Genomic DNA, 17,833 nt, shown 5'->3' on the forward strand with positions numbered 1-17,833 from the left:
CGGGACCCGACACCCGGCGGAACCCCCACCGCGCCACTACCTCGACCCGCGAGGTACTACGTCGCGCAACGCAGCGCTACCTCGGCGTGAGCGTTACTACCTCGCGGAAGCCGGCGCTACCTCGCGGGAATGTTCGTGCGAGACATTTGCTTGACGCAAGCATCCATCATATGGTGCCCGAGGCAACGAAAGGGGTCGACGTGTCGGAACGTGCCTCCACAGCACTCGTCGCAGCGCTCGAGTCCCTCTCGCGCGCCCAGCGCGAGGCAGCGGCCCGGATCGCACGCGACCTCGACTGGCCGCGCTCCGGGCTCGGCATCGTGCGCATGGTCCGGGCGCGCGGCGCGGTCCAGCTCTGCGAGGTGGCCGAGGCCCTGCGGGTCGACGCCTCCGTCGCCAGCCGCCAGGTCAGCGCCCTGGTCGACGCCGGCTACGTCCGCCGCACCGTCGACCGCGCCGACCGACGCGCCCGCACCCTCGAGCTCACCGACGCCGGGCACGCGTTCGCCGCGGAGTCCGACCGCTACTTCGACGACTTCGTCGACGAGGCCTTCGCGGACTGGTCCGCGGCCGACCTCACCGACGCCATCACCCAGATCCGCAACGTCGCGGCCGCCATCAGCTCAGTGACCCAGGAGGCCCCGTCCCGATGACCGACACCACCAGCTCCACCCCTGCGACCGATCCTGACGTACCGCTCGTCGACGCCCTGGCCGACGACAACCCGGCGATGACGCGCCGCGAGACCCTCGAGGCGCTCTCCGGGATCCTGCTCGGCGTCTTCGTCTCGCTGCTCGCCACCACGATCACCTCGACCGCCCTGCCGCGCATCGTCGCGGACCTCGGTGGGTCGCAGCACTCCTACACCTGGGTCGTCACGGCCATGCTGCTGACGATGACCATCTCCACCCCGCTCTGGGGCAAGCTGGCCGACCTGACGAACCGCAAGGTCCTCATCCAGGTCGCCCTGGTCATCACCGTGGTCTCCGCCGCGGCCGCCGGGTTCTCCCAGGACATGACGACGCTGATCACCTTCCGTGCCCTGCAGGGCGTCGGCGCCGGCGGGCTCATGTCGCTGGCGACCGTCCTGATGTCCGACATCATCAGCCCGCGCGAGCGCGGCAAGTACATGGGTCTCATGGGCGGCGTCATGGCCGTCGCGCAGATCGGCGGCCCGCTGCTCGGCGGCGTCATCACGGACTCGTTCCTCGGCTGGCGCTGGACGTTCTTCGTGGGCGTCCCCTTCGCGATCGCGGCCCTCATCGTGCTGCAGAAGACCCTGCACCTGCCGCCCCGGGACCAGCGCAAGGTCACCATCGACTACCTCGGCGCCACGCTCATCGCCCTCGGGGTCGCGCTCCTGCTGGTCTGGGTCACCTTCGCGGGCGACCAGTTCGCGTGGGCGTCCTGGCAGACCGCCGCGATGGTGGGGGCCGCCGTCGTCTCCCTCGCCGTGGCGGTCCTGGTGGAGCGCAAGGTGGCGGAGCCGATCATCCCGCTGCACCTGTTCCGCAACCGCACCTTCGTGCTGTCGATCGTCGCCTCCGCGGCCGTCGGCGTGGCCATGTTCGGCACCGCCGTCTTCCTGTCGCAGTACCTGCAGCTGGCCCGCGGCAAGACCCCCACCGAGGCCGGGCTGCAGACCATCCCGATGGTCGTCGGCACGATGCTCGGAGGCATCGTGCTCGGGCGGATCATCTCCCGCACCGGCCGCTACAAGGCGATCATGGTCGGCGGCGCCGCGGTGCTGTCGCTCTCCCTGTTCGGCATGTCCACCATCAGCACGGACACGAGCTTCGTCATCATCTCCGTCTACCTGTTCGGGCTCGGGCTGTCCGTGGGCGCGCTCATGCAGAACCTGGTGCTCGCCACGCAGAACACGCTCGACGTCCGCGAGATGGGCGCGGGCACCGCCACCGTGGCGTTCTTCCGGTCGCTCGGCGGCTCGGTCGGCGTCTCCGTGCTCGGCGCGATCCTCGCGCTGAACGTCAAGGACGACATCGCCGCGGGCCTGGCACGGCTCGGCGTCCCGGCGTCCGCCATGGGCGACTCCGCCGGCGCCGTGCCGGACATGTCGCAGCTGCCCGCACCGGTCGCCGACGTCGTCGCCAACGCCTACACCGACGGCATCACGGGGATCTTCCTCATCGCCGTGCCGATGGCGCTGGTCGCCCTGGTGGCGATCTGCTTCATCCGCGAGATCCCGCTCGGGGAGCGCTCCGGCATCCAGCAGGCCCGCGACCTGACCGCTGGGCAGCCGGCCACCGAGCGCTGAGCGCCGAGCGCCGAGCGCCGGACCCGGCCCGGCGGTCAGGCTCCGTCGAGCCAGGCTCCCGGCCCGGGCAGCAGCGCTTCCGCCTCGGTCCAGAACTCCTCGGGCAGCGGTGCGGCGCAGGCCTCCAGCGTCTGCGCCACCCGCTGCGGCCGGGAGATCCCGACGATCGTGGAGGCCACCCGGGGGTCGCGCACCGAGAACTGCAGCGCCGCCGTCGGCAGCGTCGTGCCGAACCGGGTGCACAGCGCGCGCAGGGCGTCGACGGCGGCGAGCGTCTCGGGCGGCGCCTCGCGGTAGCCGTACCGCCGGGCGCTCGGCCGGTCCGACGACGGCGTCTGCTGCGCGAGGATGCCACCGCCGTAGACGGCCGCGTTGAGCACGCCGATCCCCCGCTCGGCCGCCGTGGCGATCAGGGAGCCGGCCGAGCGGTCCACGAGCGTCCACCGGTTGTGCACCAGCAGCACGTCGAAGACCCCGAGGTCCAGGTACCGGCGCATCTCGGGCACCGGGCCTCCCGCGAGGCCGATCGCGCCGACCTCCCCGGCGTCGCGCAGCGCCACCAACGCGTCGACCGCACCACCCGGAGCGGTGAGCTCGCCGATGTCGAAGTTCTCCGGGTCGTGCAGGTGCACCAGCGGCAGGTGGTCCAGGCCGAGCCGCTCGCGCGACTCGTCCACCGAGCGCCGCACCCGGTCTCCCGAGTAGTCGCCGTCGCGCGGGTCGACCTTGGTCGCGACGACGACGTCGTCCGGCAGCGCGCCGTGCCGCTCGCGGTAGGCGGCGAGCCCGAGGCCGACGCGTCGCTCGCTCTCGCCGTCGGAGTAGCCGTTGGCCGTGTCGAGGAACCGGACCGGGGACCCCAGCACGGCCAGCACGGTCTCGACGGCCTGCTCGGTGGCGACGTCGTAGCCGAACAGGCCCGGCATCGAGCCGAGCGGGCCGCCGCCGGAGCAGACGGCGCTCACGGTGAGGCCCGTCCCGGGCAGCGGCCGCTGCCAGCCGGGGGCGTCCGGGGCCGGGACGGCGTGCGGATCGGGGACGCGGTGCGGGGTGGTGGCGCTCATGCCAGGAGCGTAGGGGCGCCTTTTCACCCGGCGCGAGCGCGGAATCACCCGAATCGTGACCTGGAGAAGGCCCCGCAGGCCTCCGGACGAGTCCATGATGGGGCCATGCACGACGTCGACTCCGCAGCCACCGTCCCGGACCCGCAGGCCGATCCCTTCGGGTCGCTCGAGCGCGAGGTCCGTGTGCTCATCCGGCGCGCCCACTCCACCTCGGCGCAGATGGCACGGCTCGTCCATCCGGAGCTCGACGCGTCGGCCTACCCGCTGCTCGCGCACATCGCGATGCACCCGGGCACCCGGGGGTCCGACCTCGCGGCACACTTCGGCGTCGGCCGCGCCACGGTGTCACGTCAGCTCAGCCGGCTGTCCGAGCTCGGGCTCGTGCACCGCGAGACCGACCCCGAGGACACCCGCGGCCAGCGGATCACCCTGACCGACGACGGCGCGGCCCGCTTCCGGCGCGCGCGCGACGCCCGCGTGGCCATGCTCGAGGGCGCCCTGTCGCAGTGGGAGAAGTCCGACGTCGCGGCTCTCGCCCGCCTGCTGAACCTCTACTCCACGGACGTCGTCACCTGGCTGGGCAGCCAGCAGGCGGCCACCATGCTCAGCGCAGCAGACGCGCGCGCAGCGCGCTGACCGTGCCCGGCTCGCCGCCGTGCGCGGCGAACCAGCCGGCCGCACCGTCGTCGTGGGCCGCCAGGGCGTCCAGGACCGCCTCCATCGCGTGCGCCGGCGCCGTGAGCAGCTCGGGCGGGAGCGTGGCGAGCACGTGCGCGTCACGCTCCGGCGTCCGGTGCGCGGGCCGGGCGCGGGCGATGATCCCCGGCATGTTCGGCTCGGTGCGGACGTAGTCCGTGACGATGTCCGCACGGTCGACGCCGACCAGGGAGAGCAGGATCGCCACCAGCACGCCGGTCCGGTCCTTGCCGGCGGTGCAGTGCACCAGCACGGGGGCGTCGTCCGCCGCGACGGCGCGCACACCGTCGACGAGGTACGCGGCGCCCGCCCCGTGGAGCAGCTCGACGTAGAACCGGCCCAGGTCGAACGGGGCGACGTCGCCCGCCCGGTCGGCCCGGGTGGCGCCGGTGAGGACGGGCAGGCTGACGACCCGGGCGACCTCCCGGAGCGGGTGCTCGCGGCCGCCCTCGCCGACGTCGCGCAGGTCGAGCACCGTGCGCGGCGGCCAGACGACGTCCCGCGGCCCGACGTCGCCGGGGTGCGGCGCGTCGGAGCGCAGCAGCACGCCGCGCCGCAGCCGGTCGGACGCGGCGCCGACGTCGCGCAGGTTGACCAGGCGGTCCGGCACCACGGAGGTCTCGGCACTCATGGGGTCGACCGTAGCGGTCGCGGGTGCCCGGTGCCGTCAGCCGGATCAGCCGGTCACGCGGATCAGACGGGTCAGTCGCCGGCGGGCTCGAACGTCAGGCTGACCGAGTTCATGCAGAAGCGGTCGCCCGTGGGGGTCTGCGGCGCGTCGTCGAACACGTGGCCCAGGTGGGAGCCGCAGCGGGCGCAGCGCACCTCGGTGCGCACCATGCCGAGCGAGCGGTCCTCGATCAGCTCGACCCGGTCACCGGCCAGGGGCGTGTAGAACGACGGCCAGCCGCAGTGCGAGTCGAACTTCGACTCGCTGCGGAACAGCTCGTTGCGACAGGCCCGACACCGGTAGACGCCCTCGCGCTTCTCGTCGAGGAGCTCACCTGTCCAGGCGCGCTCCGTGCCCGCCTGGCGCAGCACCGTGAACTCCTGCGGCGACAGCTCGACGCGCCACTCGTCCTCGCTCTTCGCGACCTCGTACGTCATGCCCTGGTCAACAGACGACGGCCGGGCGGTGTTCCCGCCCGGCCGTCGTTCGTCCTGGAGTCTCAGCGACGCCCGCGGGCCCCGCCCTGCGCGGACCCCTGCGTGGTGCGGCCACCCGTCGCAGCGCCCTGGCCACCACGGCCCCGACGACGGCGGTTGCGGCCGCCGCCGGCACCCTGCGGGTTCGCGGCACCCGAGCGCGGCTGCCCACCGCCCGAGCGCTGGCCCTGCGGCTTCTTGCGGGCGGGCTGCTGCTGCTCGACCGGCGGAGCCGGCTTCACGTACGCCGCGACCTCGCCGACGAGCGCGGCCACCACGGGGTCACCCGGAGCCACCTGCTGCGGGCGGGCGGTGATGCGGGCCTTGCGCGTCAGGTCGCGCACGTCGCCGCGCTCCTCGGGGAGCATCACGGTCACGACGTCGCCGACCGAGCCGGCGCGGGCGGTGCGGCCGGAACGGTGCAGGTACGCCTTGTGCTCGGCCGGCGGGTCCACGTGCACCACGAGCTCGACCTCGTCGACGTGGATGCCGCGCGCCGCGATGTCCGTGGCGACCATGACCTTGACGTCGCCGGAGGAGAACGCCGCGAGGTTGCGCTCACGGGCGCCCTGGCCGAGGTTGCCGTGCAGGTCGACCGCGGGCACGCCCGCCGCCGTGAGCTGCTTGGCGAGCTTCTTGGCCTGGTGCTTGGTGCGCATGAACAGCACGCGGCGGCCGGTGCCCTGGGCGAGCTGGTGCACGACCTGCTTCTTCGCCTCCTTGTCGGCCACGGCGAGGATGTGGTGGGTCATCTGCGGCGGCGGGGCCGCGGCGTCGTCCACCGAGTGGGTGACGGGGTCCTTGAGGTACCGCTTGACCAGCACGTCCACGCCGTTGTCGAGCGTGGCGGAGAACAGCAGGCGCTGACCCGTGCGGGGCGTGCGGTCCATGATCCGCTTGACGCCCGGCAGGAACCCGAGGTCGGCCATGTGGTCGGCCTCGTCGAGCACCGTGATCGAGACGTCGTCGAGCGTGAGGACCTTCTGGTTGAGCAGGTCCTCGAGCCGGCCCGGGCAGGCGATGACGATGTCGACACCCTGGTTGAGCGCCGTGACCTGGCGCGACTGCGCCACACCACCGAAGATCGTCGTCGTGCGCAGGCCGAGCGCCTGGGCGATCGGCTTCATCACGGCGTCGATCTGGTTGGCGAGCTCGCGGGTGGGGCACAGCACCAGGGCGCGGGGCGCGGAGGAACGCAGCCCGCGCCGGCCCGCGGCCTTGTTCTGCGCCGTCTCGCGGGCCAGGCGCGTCACGACCGGCAGGGAGAACGCCAGCGTCTTGCCGGAACCGGTGCGGCCGCGGCCGAGCACGTCGGTCCCGGCCAGCGTGTCCTGCAACGACGCGGCCTGGATGGGGAAGGGGGTGGTGATACCGGCGTCCGTCAGGTGCTTCACGACGGGGGTCGGCAGGCCGAAATCGGCAAAGGTAGTCACAGATGAGCCTCTCTGGGGACGTCGTACGACGTCCGGGTCGGGGTCCGCCGCACGCAATCCGGGGGGATCTCCACGACGTGGGGCGCGCGGGTTCGCACTGCCCTCTCACGACCATTGTCGCACGTCGACGCCGATCGGCCGCATCGGCACCCAGCGGGGCGTGGTGCAATGTGGCGCGTGGACGACTTCTTCGCGACCGTCGGTGACGTGCTCGGACAGATCTGGACGGCGGCCACCACGCCGGTGGACCCGCCCGACCAGACCGTCGTGCTCGCCGTGGCCCTGGTGGCGCTCGCCGTCGTCGTCGTCGGCCCGGTGTGGCGGGTGGCGCGGCACGTCGTCACCATCGCGCACGAGGGCGCGCACGCCGTCGTCGCCATGCTCACCGGACGCCGCCTCGACGGGATCCGGCTGCACTCGGACACCTCCGGCCTGACGGTCACGGCCGGACGACCGCGCGGGCTCGGGATGGTCCTCACGGCGTTCGCCGGGTACGTGGGGCCGGGCCTGGTCGGACTCGGAGCGGCCTGGCTGCTCCGCGCGGGGTACGCCGTCGGCCTGCTGTGGCTCCTCGTGGCGCTGCTGGCGCTGCTGCTGCTCAAGATCCGCAACTGGTTCGGGCTGTGGTCGGTGCTCGTGAGCGGCGCCGCGCTGGTGGGCGTCTCCTGGTGGCTGGAGCCCGCGACGCAGTCCGCCGTCGCCTACGCCGTGACCTGGTTCCTGCTGCTGGGCGCGGTCCGGCCGGTCCTCGAGCTGCAGGCGCAGCGTGCCCGGGGCCGGGCACGCTCCTCCGACGCCGACCAGCTCGGTCGGCTCACGGGCGTGCCCGGCATCCTCTGGGTGGTCGTCTTCGGGCTCGTCACGCTCGGCTGCCTGGTCCTCGGCGCCGGGTGGATCGTGGGACCCGTCGCCGCCTGACGGCAGGGAGGCAGGTCAGAGCTTCGCGTACCGGGCCCGGGCGAAGGAGTAGACGCCGTACGCCGCGATGCCGACGCCGGTCACGACCAGCAGCACCGTGCCGAACGGCTGCTCCCGGATCGCCTGCAGCGCGTCGTCGAGCCCGCCGGCCTTGTCCGCGTCGTGCGTCACGCCCGCCGCGACGAACAGCCCGCCCAGCACACCGAGCGCCACGCCCTTGGCGACGTAGCCGATCTGCCCGAGCCGCACCACGGCCGCGCCGACGGAGCCGCCGCCCGTGCCGCGCAGGTCCTCGAGGAACTTCTTGCGCCAGCCCTTGACCACGTGGAACACGCCGACGCCGACGACCACCAGACCGACCGCGACGACGAGCCAGCGGCCTGCCGGCGCCTGCATGAGCTTCGCGGTCAGGCTCTCCTGCTGGCCGCCTCCCCCGCCGTCGCCCGTCGCGTAGCGCGCGGCCGAGAAGGCGAGGACGCCGTAGAGGACGCCCTTGCCGGCAGCCTTGACGCGGGCAGCCGCCTCCGTGGCGTCCTCCACGCCCGGGACACCCACGGCGGCCTCGGCGAGCTGCCACAGCGCGAGCGCGGCGAACCCGAGTGTCACCGCCCAGAGAGCGACCGTCCCGCCGGGGGCGCTCGCGAGCTGCTGGAACGCGCCCGACTCGTCCGCGCTGCCGGAGGAGGAGCCGAGCGCCAGCTGGACGGCCAGCCAGCCGATCAGCAGGTGCACCACCCCGGACGCCGCGTAGCCGCCGCGGGCCAGGGCGCGCAGCCCCGTGCTGTGCTGGGCGCGGCGAGCCGCTCCCTGGGCTTGTCCTCGTGCAGACACCAGTCACCTCCGTGGGCCGCGGATCTCGCGGCGTCGACGCCACCCTGTCGTAGATCCGTCGTGCACGCCATCATGAGCATCTCGCGCGCCGCCGGCCGCACCGCGCGAGACTGACGGAGGCACCACCCGGACCAGCACACCTGGAGACCCGACATGGCCGTGTTCACCCGAGGGTTCGGTGGCCACCACCCCGAGGCAGACCGACCGCTGCCGCCGGGGCAGCACCTCACCGCGGACTTCCCGGTCCTCTCGGCGGGGCCGACGCCGAACGTCGACGCCTCGCGCTGGGAGCTGACCGTCCGCACGGAGTCGGGCGCGGAGCACCGCTGGGACTGGGCCGGGCTGCAGGCGATGCCGGCCGAGGACGTGACGGTGGACATCCACTGCGTCACCCGGTGGTCCAAGCACGACACGCGCTGGCGCGGTGTGCCGGTCGACGCCTTCTTCGAGGACGTGGAGACGGCCGCCGACTTCGTCGTGGCGCACTCGTACGGCGGCTACACGACCAACGTGCCGTTGGACGACCTGCTGGACGGGCGCGCCTGGGTGGCCTACGAGTACGAGGGCGACCCGCTCGAGCCGGTGCACGGCGGACCGGTGCGGCTGCTGGTCCCGCACCTGTACTTCTGGAAGTCCGCCAAGTGGCTGCGCGGACTGACGCTGCACGAGCACGACGAGCCGGGGTTCTGGGAGCAGAACGGCTACCACCTGTACGGCGACCCCTGGTCGGAGCAGCGGTACTCGTGAACACCTGGCACGTCGCGCAGGTCGTCGCCGTCGGCCGCCTCACGTCGACCGCCCGCACGCTGACCCTGGCGGTGCCGGGCTTCGCCGGCGCCGTCGCCGGGCAGCACGTCGACCTGCGGCTCACCGCCCCGGACGGCTACCAGGCGGTGCGGTCGTACTCCCTGGCGCGGGTCGGCCGGGACGAGGTGGTGGAGCTCGCCGTGGACCGCGTGGACGGCGGCGAGGTCTCGACCTACCTGGTCGACGTCGCCGAGGTGGGCGACCGGATGGAGGTGCGGGGCCCGCTCGGCGGCTTCTTCGTGTGGCACCCGGACGACGTCGGCCCGGTGCAGCTGGTCGCGGGAGGCTCCGGCGTCGTGCCGCTGGCGGCGATGGTGCGGGCGCGCGCGACGTCGGGGTCGCCGGCCCCGTTCCGCCTGCTGTGCTCGGTCCGCTCCCCGGCCGACGCCTTCTGGGCCGACGAGCTCTCGGCGTCCGACGGCGTCGCGACGACGTGGGTGTACACCCGCGAGGCGCCCCCGGGCGTCATCCGCCCCGTGGGCCGGCTCTCGGCCGACGACGTCGCCGCGCACGTCATCCCGCCGGGCGAGCGCCCCCGCGTGTTCGTCTGCGGGCCCACGGGGTTCGTGGAGTCCGTCGCCGAGCTGCTGCTCGACGCGGGGCACGACCCGGCGCGGATCCGGACCGAACGCTTCGGAGGTACCTGATGACGGACGACGACGTGCTCGCCGGCGATGTTCTCGACGGCGATGCTCTCGACGGCAACGTGCTCGCCGGCCCGTTGGCCGGCGTCTGGGCGCTGGACGTCACGGTCGCGACCGGACGGTGCGCAGGGTGCGGCGACGTCGCCGTCCTCGCGGGCGCCGTGGTGTTCGCCCACCCCATGGGCCGGGTCGCCCGCTGCCGTGCGTGCGGGCAGGTGCTGATGGTCGTGGTCGAACGCCCCGACGGGGTCCAGGTTGCGGCCCGCGGGCTGGCGTGGGTGCGGGGCTGAGACAGCGCGACGGCGGGCCGCACCCGAGGGGCGACCCGCCGTCGGACAGGCTGGGGAGGCTCAGGCCTGCTGGGGCGTGAGCACGAATCCCGGGCCCTCGGTGGAGGGCTCGGCGTCGAGCTGCAGCGACTCCAGGGCGCCGGCAGCCTCGTTGTCGACGAAGACCTTGGTCTCGCCGGAGTCGTCGACGACCGTGTCGTCGGGCTGGGGCGCGGGCACGAGCGCGAGCTCGAAGTTCCCGGGCTGCCCCGAGGACTGCGCGATCCGCAGCCCTCCCTCGTGGGGGACGCCGGCCTGCTGGGCCAGCGATTCGACGGCGGTGCGGGCGTTGTCCGTCACGGTGAGCACGATTGCTCCTCTCGTCGGGTACGCGACCTCTCCACCGAAGCAGTACCCGGGGTCGTCGCGCAACGCGGGGACGAAATCGTCACGCGATCTCTCGGAGGCCGAGACATCCCCTGCCGGTGCTCCGCGCCCGCCGTATGCTGCCCTCCGGGCCTGCCGAGAGGCCGGTCACACCGGAGTCGGCACGTCCCGCGGGGCGTGCCGCCCGCGTAGGCTGGCCCGCAGCCGTCGCTCGCCGACCGAGCGGCCGCGGGCCTCTAGCTCAACTGGCAGAGCAGCGGACTTTTAATCCGCGGGTTGTGGGTTCGATCCCCACGGGGCCCACTCCCCCACGAGGCGGTCACTGGCCGTGCGCGACGACCCGCCGTGCAGTCGGCGCTGGCCCGACGGCGTCACGCGCGACAGGATGGACCGGGTGACCACGCTCCTGCCCGCCGCACCGCACCCGACCGGACCCGTCGTCGTCGCGCACCGCGGCTACTGCGCCGTCGCCCCGCAGAACACGCTCGTCGCCTTCGAGGCGGCCTGGCGCGCCGGTGCCCCGGCCCTGGAGCTGGACGTGCGCCGCACGGCCGACGGCGTCCCCGTGGTGATCCACGACCCCGTGGTCGACCGGGTCACCGACGGCGTGGGCGCGGTGGACGAGCTGGACGCCGCCACGGTGCGTGGCCTCGACGCGGGCTCCCGGTTCTCGTCGGTCCACGCCGGGCAGCGGATCCCCACGTTCGCCGAGGCGGTGGACTTCCTCGCCGCGCGCCCCGGCATGGACCTGCTGTGCGAGTACAAGGGGCTGTGGACGCCGGCGGAGCTCGAGCCCACCGTGGCGGCCATCGACGCCGCCGGGCTCAGTGGCCGCACCGTCGTGCAGGGGTTCGACCGCCGCACCGTCGCGGCGCTGCGGCAGGCGGCGCCGCACCTCCCCCGGGGCTACCTCTGCGAGGCAGCCCCGGCGGACCTCCTCGAGGTGGCGGCAGAGCTCGGCGTGGTCACCGTGAACCCGGCGGTCGCCGCCGTGCTCGCCGACCCGGGCCTGGTCGCCACGGCGCACGCGGCCGGCGTCCGGGTCATGCCGTGGACCGCGAACGAGGCGAGCGAGTGGGAGGGCCTGGTCGCGGCCGGTGTCGACGCGATCATCACCGACCGGCCCGGCGAGCTGCGGGGCTGGCTCGCCGGACGCGCGGGAGCGGCGCTGCGCTGACGGGGCTGCGCTGACGGGGCTGCGCTGACGGCGCTGACGGGCTACTGCCCGCCGTCGCCCCCGTCGCCCCCGTCGCCGCGAGCGCCACCCTCGCCAGGACCGTCCGTCGGACCGCCGTCCCCGGAGTCCGGGGCGACCCGGTCACGGGCGGTGCCGCGCGACGTCGCCCGCGGCTCGCCGTCGTCGTCGATCTCGATCTCGCCGGTCATCCGCCGCTCGGCCAGCGCCTCGCGCTCGGCGATGGCGTCCTCGCCCGGTCCCTCGAAGTTCTCCCGCCGCGCCTCGGCCTCCTCGCTGCCGCTGTAGAGGCCCGCGGGCTGCGAGGGCGGCATGATCGTGGTCTCGTCCACCCCGCGCTGGGGAGCCGGGACCTCGCCGAGCACGACCGTCGCGTCCTGGGCGGGCTCGACCGGCGGCACGCCGGACCGCATCCGCTGTCGGTGGAGCACGGAGGGGCGGCGAGGCCGGCTGGTGCCGGTCCGGCCGGGGACCACCACAGGTTCGCCGTCACGCCGGCCGACCCGAGGGGCCGGCGCGGAGGCGGCGGACGCGGCGCTCGACGGCGGCTCGACGGCGACCGGCAGCGGCTTGCGCTCCTCGTCGGCACCGGTGAGCGCCGACGCTGCGTCCGCGTCCCGCGCCGCCGGCGTGCCCTCGGGCAGTGCGGTCGCGCCCTCGTAGCGACGGCGGGGCAGGGCGTACGGAGCCTCCCGTTGGAGCCACTCCACGAGCCCCTCCCGCACGTGGCAGCGCAGGTCCCACAGCGTCCCGGCGTCGGCGGCGCTGACGAGCGCGCGGGCCTGGACCACGCCGCCGGTCGCAGCGGTGACCTGCAGGATGCCCATGCGGCGGTCCCAGAGCGGCGACGCCTCGAGCAGCCGTTCGAGCTCCGCACGCATCGCGGGCAGCGGGACGTTGTAGTCCACGTCGACCTCGACGGTGCCGAGGAGATCGGCGGCACGCCGGGTCCAGTTCTCGAACGGCGTGGTCGTGAAGTAGGTGCTGGGCAGGATGAGCCGGCGGTCGTCCCAGGCGTGCACGACCACGTAGGTGAGGGTGATCTCCTCGATCCGGCCGAACTCCCCGTCCAGGACGACGACGTCGTCGACGCGGATCGCGTCGGTGAAGGCGATCTGCATGCCGGCGAACGTGTTGGCGAGGCTCGACTGCGCGGCGATGCCGGCGACCACGGAGAGCACACCGGCCGAGGCGAGGATGGAGGCGCCGGCCGCGCGCATCGCCGGGAACGTGAGCAGCACCGCCGCGATGGCGAGGATGACGATGATCGCCACGGTGACCCGGCGCAGGATCGAGATCTGGGTCTGGACCCGCCGCGCGTGCCGGTCGTCGCCCGAGTAGCTGACCCGAGCCAGGGTGCGGTCCTCGACGACGAACGCCATCGCGCCGACCAGCCACGCTCCCGCGACGATGGTGGCGATGAGCAGGCCGTGCTGGAGGAAGTCGAACCACGCCTCGTCCTCGTGCGCCGAGAGCCGGAACGCGACCCACACCGCGACGATCATCAGCAGCACACGCATGGGTTGGCGCAGCCGGGTGGCGAGGTCACGCAACAGGGGGCGACGGCTCGCGAACCTCCGGACGAGCACCGAGAGCAGGGTCACGACGACGTAGGCCGCCACCAGGGCGGCGGCCGCCCACGCCAGGGTGACGGTGAGGGACACGGTGGACTCGACCGTGCCGGGATCGATCGGGGAGTCGGAGTCGGAGTCCAGGAACATGGCTCCACACTAGGACGGGCACCTGGACGCCCGCTGCGCGTCGGCGGTGCGGTCCCCGCTCAGCGCTCGCGGGGCGGCCGGTGCAGCCACCCCTGCAGCCGGCCGGTCACCAACGGCAGGACCCAGAAGGACATGATCGGCGTGAGGACGAGCGTGGAGACGAGCACCTGGAGCACCAGGAACAGGTCCCGGAAGCCGGGGACCAGCCAGGCGACGAGCGCGGTGAAGGCCAGGTTGACGGGGAAGAAGCCCAGCCAGATCGCCACGGACTGCTTCCACCGGGGCGGTGCGTGCAGCAGCGGCGGGCCCGACGGCTCGTCCTGACGCACGGGCGGGTCGAACCAGCCCTCGATGCCGGTGCGCTTCGTGACGGCCTGCTCGGAGACGAGGTGCTCTCCGCGGGCGAGCCATGCCTGGCGCTCGGCGGAGCCCTCCCACGCCTCGAGCCGCTCGGCGTCGGCGAAGCGGTAGAGCATCACCCAGTCGGTCGACCCCTCGGCCACGCGGATCCACCCGGACCCGAGGAACCCGGGCCACCGGTTCGCCAGGTTCACGCCCGCCTGGACCCACGCGGTGACCTCCGGGACGCGTTCCGGGCTCACGACACGGTGGATCGACACGGTGACGGGTGCTGGGCTCATCCCTGCAGTGTTCGGCACGAGCACCGCGGTCGCGTCCCGGGGTGCGACGGCCGGGACCGCACGTCCCACCATCCGGACCTGTGTTCGCGCTCATACCGGCAATCGGGGGCGAGACGCGACATGTGTCCGGACTTCACCGGCGGTCCGCGAAGTCCCCGCGTGATGGCCCGCCAATCCTCGCGGCTCTCCCAGAGGGCGGTCACATCCGGCCGTCACGATGGACGGCGGCCCCGAGACCCGAGGAAACACACCCTTGAGCACACGTCGATTCACCCTGCCCCGGCTGCGTCAGACCCGCAATTCCGGCAGGCACCTCCAGCAGCGCACGCGCCGCACGACGGACAGCGCTCGTACCTACCGCACCGGCATCGCCGCGCTGACCGCCGTCCTGGCGCTCACGGCCGGTACCGCCACCGCCGTCGGCCCGCTGACCGGCGGCGCCGGCGAGAACAGCTCCACCCCCGCGGCCGAGTCCGCGCCGTCGACCGACCCCACCGCCGGGTCGCAGCCGAGCGCCGGCACCACCGCGAGCACCGCCACGGACGCCACCGAGGTCGCGGCCACCACCGCCCTCCAGCGCGCGGAGCACGTCATCACCGAGTCGACGTCCGTGTCGAAGAAGCAGCAGAAGAAGATCGCGGCGCAGGCCGACGAGGTCACCGAGATCCTCACGAGCCGCAGCGACGAGGCCGCGTCGCGGTCAGCCGAGCGCACCCCTCTGCCGGCGCCGGCCCTGCGCGACGAGGACACGGCCGAAGAGCCCCCGGCCGACGACGCACCCGCCACCGCGGAGCCGTCGGCGTCCTCGGCGCCGGCCGAGACGGAGGCGTCCGGCACCGCGGCCGAGCCCGAGGCGGAGCCGTCTGCCGAGCCAGAGGCCGCGGCAGGTGACGCCGAGGCTGCCGAGGCGGAGGCGGCGCTCACCGCGGCCACCGAGGAGCTGACCGTGCTGCTCGAGGACGCCGAGTCCACCGTGGAGGTCGACGCCGCGCCCCCGACGCCGGCAGAGATCCTGGCCAACCAGAAGGCCAAGGCCGACGAGGCGGCCGCCGAGCTCGCCAAGCAGGCCGGGTCGGTCGCCGCCTACGAGAACGGGCAGATCCCGACGGCCGCGATGTGCGAGCTCTCCTTCGCCCCCGGCGAGACCCTGCGCTGCGACGCGGGCGCGCAGCTCGAGCGCCTCGACCGCGCGTACAAGGCGAAGTTCGGCTCGCACCTGTCCATCACCGACTCCTACCGCTCGTACGCGTCGCAGGTCGCCACCAAGGCCGCCAAGGGCTACCTCGCCGCCGTTCCCGGCCACTCGAACCACGGGTGGGGCGTCGCGGTGGACCTCGGCGACGGCGTGGAGTCGTTCGGCACCGCGCAGTACGACTGGCTGCGCGAGAACGCCCCCGCCTTCGGCTGGGACAACCCGGGCTGGGCCCGGGCCGACGGCCGCAAGCCGGAGGCGTGGCACTGGGAGTACACGCCGCTCGACTGAGAGCGGCGGTCTGTCCCCGTCTGCGCGCTCAGCCCCAGCCGAGGGCGTGCAGCCGGTCGTCGTCGATCCCGAAGTGGTGCGCGATCTCGTGGACCACGGTGACGGCGACCTCCTCGGCGACGTCGTCCACGGACTCGCAGAACGCGAGCGTCGGGTTCCGGTAGATCGTGATCCGGTCCGGCAGCGAGCCCGCGGCCCACGACTCGCCACGCTCCGTGAGCGGAACGCCCTCGTAGAGCCCGAGCAGCTCGGGGTCGTCGGCGGGCGCGTCGTCCTCCACCAGGACGACCACGTTGTCCATGAGCCTGGTCAGCTCGGCCGGTACCTGGTCCAGGCCCTCGGAGACTGCTGTCTCGAAGTCCTCGCGCGACATCTCCACCACGTCGCCCATCCTCTCCCACGACGGCACCGGACGTCCGCAGGTTCACCCTGCGCGGCTCCCCCGGTATGCTGTCTCGGCCGGCCCCCATCGTCTAGCGGCCTAGGACCCCGCCCTTTCACGGCGGTAGCACGGGTTCGAATCCCGTTGGGGGTACTCGAGTGACGTGACCCCGGTCACCTCGGTTGCCCCGTCACGGGGCATCGTGCCTGGTCAGGATTCGATTTTAGGATCCAGCCAAGCATGGGGTACGCTTTTCCTCGGCTCGAAAAGAGCCCCTGGATCGGACGTTCACGACCGATCTTGGCCCTGTAGCGCAGTTGGTTAGCGCGCCGCCCTGTCACGGCGGAGGTCGCGGGTTCAAGTCCCGTCAGGGTCGCGCATGTAGCGCCCGGTTCGTCGGTATCGGCGCCCCGGGCGTTCGTGTCACGGCTCGGCTCTGTAGCTCAGTTGGTAGAGCGTTCGACTGAAAATCGAAAGGTCACCGGATCGACGCCGGTCGGAGCCACCACCGAAGACCCCCGGGCAGCAGCCCGGGGGTCTTCGTCGTTCCCGGGTCGTTCCCGGGCTCCCGCACAGGCGGCGACACGCGCCCCACGATCCCGTCGTCCGGCCGCCGGCAGACGACCTCTTCGGCAGACCCGGGGCGACTCACCGGGGCTCTGGAATTGCCTGGACCAGTCAGGACGGGTTGAGTGGGACCACACGCACACACTCGTCGAGGATCGGAGCAGCCGATGACGGACTGGGACGACGGGCAGACACCACCGGCAGACCGGCCTCCCAGCATGGGCCGGCTCGTCGAACAGCTCTCGGAGCAGGCCACCCGCCTGGTCCGGGCCGAGATCGCCCTCGCCAAGGCGGAGCTGGGCGAAAAGGCCAAGCGCTCCGGCATCGGCGTCGGGCTCGTGTGCGCGGCACTCGTCATCGTCTTCTACGCGGTGGGGGTCCTGGTGTTCACCGCGATCGCGGGCCTCGACGTGGTCTGGCCGCTGTGGCTCTCGGCCCTCGTCATCGGTGTGGCGATGCTGCTGTTCGCCGCGCTGCTGGTGCTGGTGGCCGTCCGCCAGCTCAAGCAGGCCGCGCGCCGGCCGGAGACCATCGACCGCGTCAAGGACGACGTCACCGCGCTCAAGGAGGGGATCAAGGGATGAGCACGGAGCGAGCAGCCCAGACGGCGGCACCCGGGGACAACGGCACGGCGACCATGAGCCGGGCGGAGCTGGAGGCCCAGGTGGTCGAGGCGCGGCGCGAGCTCGGCGACGCCCTCGACGAGCTGACGACCCGGCTGTCACCCTCCTACCAGGCGGCGCAGCTCGCGCACGGGACGAAGCAGGCCGCGGCCGACGTGGGCGGGCTGCTCACCGGCAACGGCCTCCCCGAGCACGACCCGTCCCGGTCGCGCAACGCCAAGATCCTCCTCGGCGTGGCCGCCGTCGGGGCGGCGACCGTCGCGATCATCCTCGTCCGCGCGGTCCGTCACTGATCCCCGGTGGTCGTCGGCCCGGTCACGGGCCGGCGACTCACCGCTGCCGGTCGTCCTTCCCGGGGTCTGCCGCCGCGGCGTTCGCCGCCGCCTCGGCCTCGGCCGCCTCGGAGGCGGCACCGAGCAGCGCCCGGACCTCCGACTCCTTGTAGCGCCGATGCCCGCCGAGCGTCCGGATGGACGAGAGCTTGCCGGCCTTGGCCCAACGAGTCACAGTCTTCGGATCGACACGAAAGAGGCTGGCGACCTCGGCGGGCGTCAACAGGACCTCGGAGTCACCGTGAAACGACATCCCCTGCACCTCCTGGCACGCGGCCGGTCCGGGCGGCGCCCTGAAGCTCCACGGCCGTGTCGTTCCATTGTGTGCAGAAAGCGGGATTGAGGCGACTTGAACCGAGCAGAGGCTTTGCGGTCGTGAGGTCCTGCTCGCCCCGTGGGTCCGGATCGCCGCGCTTCCC

General features: G+C 73.4%; 21 protein-coding genes and 4 tRNA genes. 15 read left to right on the forward strand and 10 right to left on the reverse strand.

The features are described from left to right. The first annotated feature begins 200 nt into the window (after positions 1-200). Together MWU57_RS14370 and MWU57_RS14375 are read left to right on the forward strand one after the other, a co-directional pair. A complete protein-coding gene (locus MWU57_RS14370; RefSeq protein ID WP_243400788.1) occupies positions 201-653 on the forward strand; it encodes a MarR family winged helix-turn-helix transcriptional regulator in 453 nt (150 codons plus the stop codon). After that, positions 650-2,275: an MDR family MFS transporter gene (locus MWU57_RS14375; RefSeq protein WP_165799938.1), complete on the forward strand. Its 1,626-nt coding sequence runs from the start codon at positions 650-652 to the stop codon at positions 2,273-2,275. The genes MWU57_RS14370 and MWU57_RS14375 overlap by 4 nt, the downstream gene beginning before the upstream one ends. A 35-nt stretch (positions 2,276-2,310) precedes the next feature. Here MWU57_RS14375 and MWU57_RS14380 read toward each other — a convergent pair whose 3' ends face one another. After that, positions 2,311-3,339, reverse strand: a complete 1,029-nt coding sequence (locus MWU57_RS14380; RefSeq protein ID WP_246910025.1) for an aldo/keto reductase — start codon at positions 3,337-3,339, stop codon at positions 2,311-2,313. A 105-nt stretch (positions 3,340-3,444) separates the two neighbouring features. On the opposite strand from MWU57_RS14380, the gene MWU57_RS14385 reads away from it, so the two are divergent. After that, entirely contained in the window at positions 3,445-3,975 is a 531-nt protein-coding gene (locus MWU57_RS14385; protein ID WP_246910027.1) for a MarR family winged helix-turn-helix transcriptional regulator, read from the forward strand. Here the strand turns inward: MWU57_RS14385 and MWU57_RS14390 are convergent. The 3 genes from MWU57_RS14390 to MWU57_RS14400 all read right to left on the reverse strand — a co-directional run bounded on the left by MWU57_RS14390 (position 3,944) and on the right by MWU57_RS14400 (position 6,614). Then, the gene (locus MWU57_RS14390; protein WP_246910029.1) at positions 3,944-4,666 is read right to left on the reverse strand and encodes a tyrosine-protein phosphatase; all 723 of its coding nucleotides are present in this window, start codon (positions 4,664-4,666) and stop codon (positions 3,944-3,946) included. The genes MWU57_RS14385 and MWU57_RS14390 overlap by 32 nt on opposite strands. Positions 4,667-4,737: 71 nt before the next feature. Continuing rightward, complete coding sequence (gene msrB / locus MWU57_RS14395) at positions 4,738-5,142, reverse strand: peptide-methionine (R)-S-oxide reductase MsrB (protein WP_106264663.1); 405 nt, start codon at positions 5,140-5,142, stop codon at positions 4,738-4,740. Positions 5,143-5,204: 62 nt separating this feature from the next. Beyond that, positions 5,205-6,614 (reverse strand): DEAD/DEAH box helicase, encoded by a 1,410-nt coding sequence (locus tag MWU57_RS14400; RefSeq protein ID WP_246910031.1) that lies wholly within the window; start codon positions 6,612-6,614, stop codon positions 5,205-5,207. A 168-nt stretch (positions 6,615-6,782) separates the two neighbouring features. Between MWU57_RS14400 and MWU57_RS14405 the strand changes: the two genes are divergently transcribed. Continuing rightward, the gene (locus MWU57_RS14405; protein ID WP_106264659.1) at positions 6,783-7,532 is read left to right on the forward strand and encodes a M50 family metallopeptidase; all 750 of its coding nucleotides are present in this window, start codon (positions 6,783-6,785) and stop codon (positions 7,530-7,532) included. A 15-nt stretch (positions 7,533-7,547) separates the two neighbouring features. Here MWU57_RS14405 and MWU57_RS14410 read toward each other — a convergent pair whose 3' ends face one another. After that, positions 7,548-8,363 (reverse strand): DUF1206 domain-containing protein, encoded by an 816-nt coding sequence (locus MWU57_RS14410; RefSeq protein ID WP_246910033.1) that lies wholly within the window; start codon positions 8,361-8,363, stop codon positions 7,548-7,550. 153 nt (positions 8,364-8,516) lie between these two features. Between MWU57_RS14410 and MWU57_RS14415 the strand changes: the two genes are divergently transcribed. From MWU57_RS14415 to MWU57_RS14425, 3 genes are read left to right on the forward strand one after another with little or no spacing between them, the layout of a single operon-like run. Then, positions 8,517-9,110, forward strand: a complete 594-nt coding sequence (locus MWU57_RS14415) for a sulfite oxidase-like oxidoreductase (RefSeq protein ID WP_246910035.1) — start codon at positions 8,517-8,519, stop codon at positions 9,108-9,110. Then, complete coding sequence (locus tag MWU57_RS14420) at positions 9,107-9,817, forward strand: ferredoxin reductase (protein ID WP_246910037.1); 711 nt, start codon at positions 9,107-9,109, stop codon at positions 9,815-9,817. The genes MWU57_RS14415 and MWU57_RS14420 overlap by 4 nt, the downstream gene beginning before the upstream one ends. Then, positions 9,817-10,104: a DUF6510 family protein gene (locus tag MWU57_RS14425; protein ID WP_246910039.1), complete on the forward strand. Its 288-nt coding sequence runs from the start codon at positions 9,817-9,819 to the stop codon at positions 10,102-10,104. The genes MWU57_RS14420 and MWU57_RS14425 overlap by 1 nt, the downstream gene beginning before the upstream one ends. Before the next feature lie 60 nt (positions 10,105-10,164). Here MWU57_RS14425 and MWU57_RS14430 read toward each other — a convergent pair whose 3' ends face one another. Further along, positions 10,165-10,452 (reverse strand): iron-sulfur cluster biosynthesis family protein, encoded by a 288-nt coding sequence (locus MWU57_RS14430; protein ID WP_246910042.1) that lies wholly within the window; start codon positions 10,450-10,452, stop codon positions 10,165-10,167. A 248-nt stretch (positions 10,453-10,700) separates the two neighbouring features. Here MWU57_RS14430 and MWU57_RS14435 point away from each other — a divergent pair. Then, positions 10,701-10,773, forward strand: a tRNA-Lys gene (locus MWU57_RS14435). A 91-nt stretch (positions 10,774-10,864) separates the two neighbouring features. Beyond that, the gene (locus MWU57_RS14440; protein WP_165799937.1) at positions 10,865-11,647 is read left to right on the forward strand and encodes a glycerophosphodiester phosphodiesterase family protein; all 783 of its coding nucleotides are present in this window, start codon (positions 10,865-10,867) and stop codon (positions 11,645-11,647) included. Positions 11,648-11,688: 41 nt separating this feature from the next. Here the strand turns inward: MWU57_RS14440 and MWU57_RS14445 are convergent, their stop codons facing one another. After that, positions 11,689-13,386 carry a mechanosensitive ion channel family protein gene (locus tag MWU57_RS14445; RefSeq protein ID WP_246910044.1) on the reverse strand — a complete coding sequence of 566 codons (1,698 nt, stop codon included), beginning with the start codon at positions 13,384-13,386 and terminating at the stop codon, positions 11,689-11,691. 59 nt (positions 13,387-13,445) lie between these two features. After that, positions 13,446-14,027 carry an antibiotic biosynthesis monooxygenase gene (locus MWU57_RS14450; protein WP_246910045.1) on the reverse strand — a complete coding sequence of 194 codons (582 nt, stop codon included), beginning with the start codon at positions 14,025-14,027 and terminating at the stop codon, positions 13,446-13,448. A gap of 253 nt (positions 14,028-14,280) precedes the next feature. Between MWU57_RS14450 and MWU57_RS14455 the strand changes: the two genes are divergently transcribed. Continuing rightward, entirely contained in the window at positions 14,281-15,510 is a 1,230-nt protein-coding gene (locus MWU57_RS14455) for a M15 family metallopeptidase (protein ID WP_246910047.1), read from the forward strand. A 28-nt stretch (positions 15,511-15,538) separates the two neighbouring features. Here MWU57_RS14455 and MWU57_RS14460 read toward each other — a convergent pair whose 3' ends face one another. After that, the gene (locus MWU57_RS14460; RefSeq protein WP_106264643.1) at positions 15,539-15,901 is read right to left on the reverse strand and encodes a metallopeptidase family protein; all 363 of its coding nucleotides are present in this window, start codon (positions 15,899-15,901) and stop codon (positions 15,539-15,541) included. 71 nt (positions 15,902-15,972) lie between these two features. Here MWU57_RS14460 and MWU57_RS14465 point away from each other — a divergent pair. From MWU57_RS14465 to MWU57_RS14485, 5 genes are all read left to right on the forward strand, one after another. Beyond that, a tRNA-Glu gene (locus MWU57_RS14465) sits at positions 15,973-16,045 on the forward strand. 149 nt (positions 16,046-16,194) lie between these two features. Continuing rightward, positions 16,195-16,268 (forward strand) — tRNA-Asp (locus MWU57_RS14470). A gap of 56 nt (positions 16,269-16,324) precedes the next feature. Beyond that, positions 16,325-16,400, forward strand: a tRNA-Phe gene (locus MWU57_RS14475). A gap of 226 nt (positions 16,401-16,626) precedes the next feature. Beyond that, complete coding sequence (locus MWU57_RS14480; protein ID WP_106264641.1) at positions 16,627-17,043, forward strand: phage holin family protein; 417 nt, start codon at positions 16,627-16,629, stop codon at positions 17,041-17,043. Continuing rightward, positions 17,040-17,375 carry a DUF3618 domain-containing protein gene (locus tag MWU57_RS14485; RefSeq protein ID WP_246910049.1) on the forward strand — a complete coding sequence of 112 codons (336 nt, stop codon included), beginning with the start codon at positions 17,040-17,042 and terminating at the stop codon, positions 17,373-17,375. Before MWU57_RS14480 ends, MWU57_RS14485 begins: the two co-directional genes overlap by 4 nt. Positions 17,376-17,412: 37 nt before the next feature. On the opposite strand, the gene MWU57_RS14490 is transcribed toward MWU57_RS14485, so the two are convergent. Next, a complete protein-coding gene (locus MWU57_RS14490) occupies positions 17,413-17,667 on the reverse strand; it encodes a BldC family transcriptional regulator (protein WP_106264639.1) in 255 nt (84 codons plus the stop codon). Positions 17,668-17,833 lie beyond the last annotated feature (166 nt).

Source organism: Isoptericola sp. S6320L (assembly GCF_023015685.1).
Lineage (GTDB): Bacteria > Actinomycetota > Actinomycetes > Actinomycetales > Cellulomonadaceae > Isoptericola > Isoptericola halotolerans_A.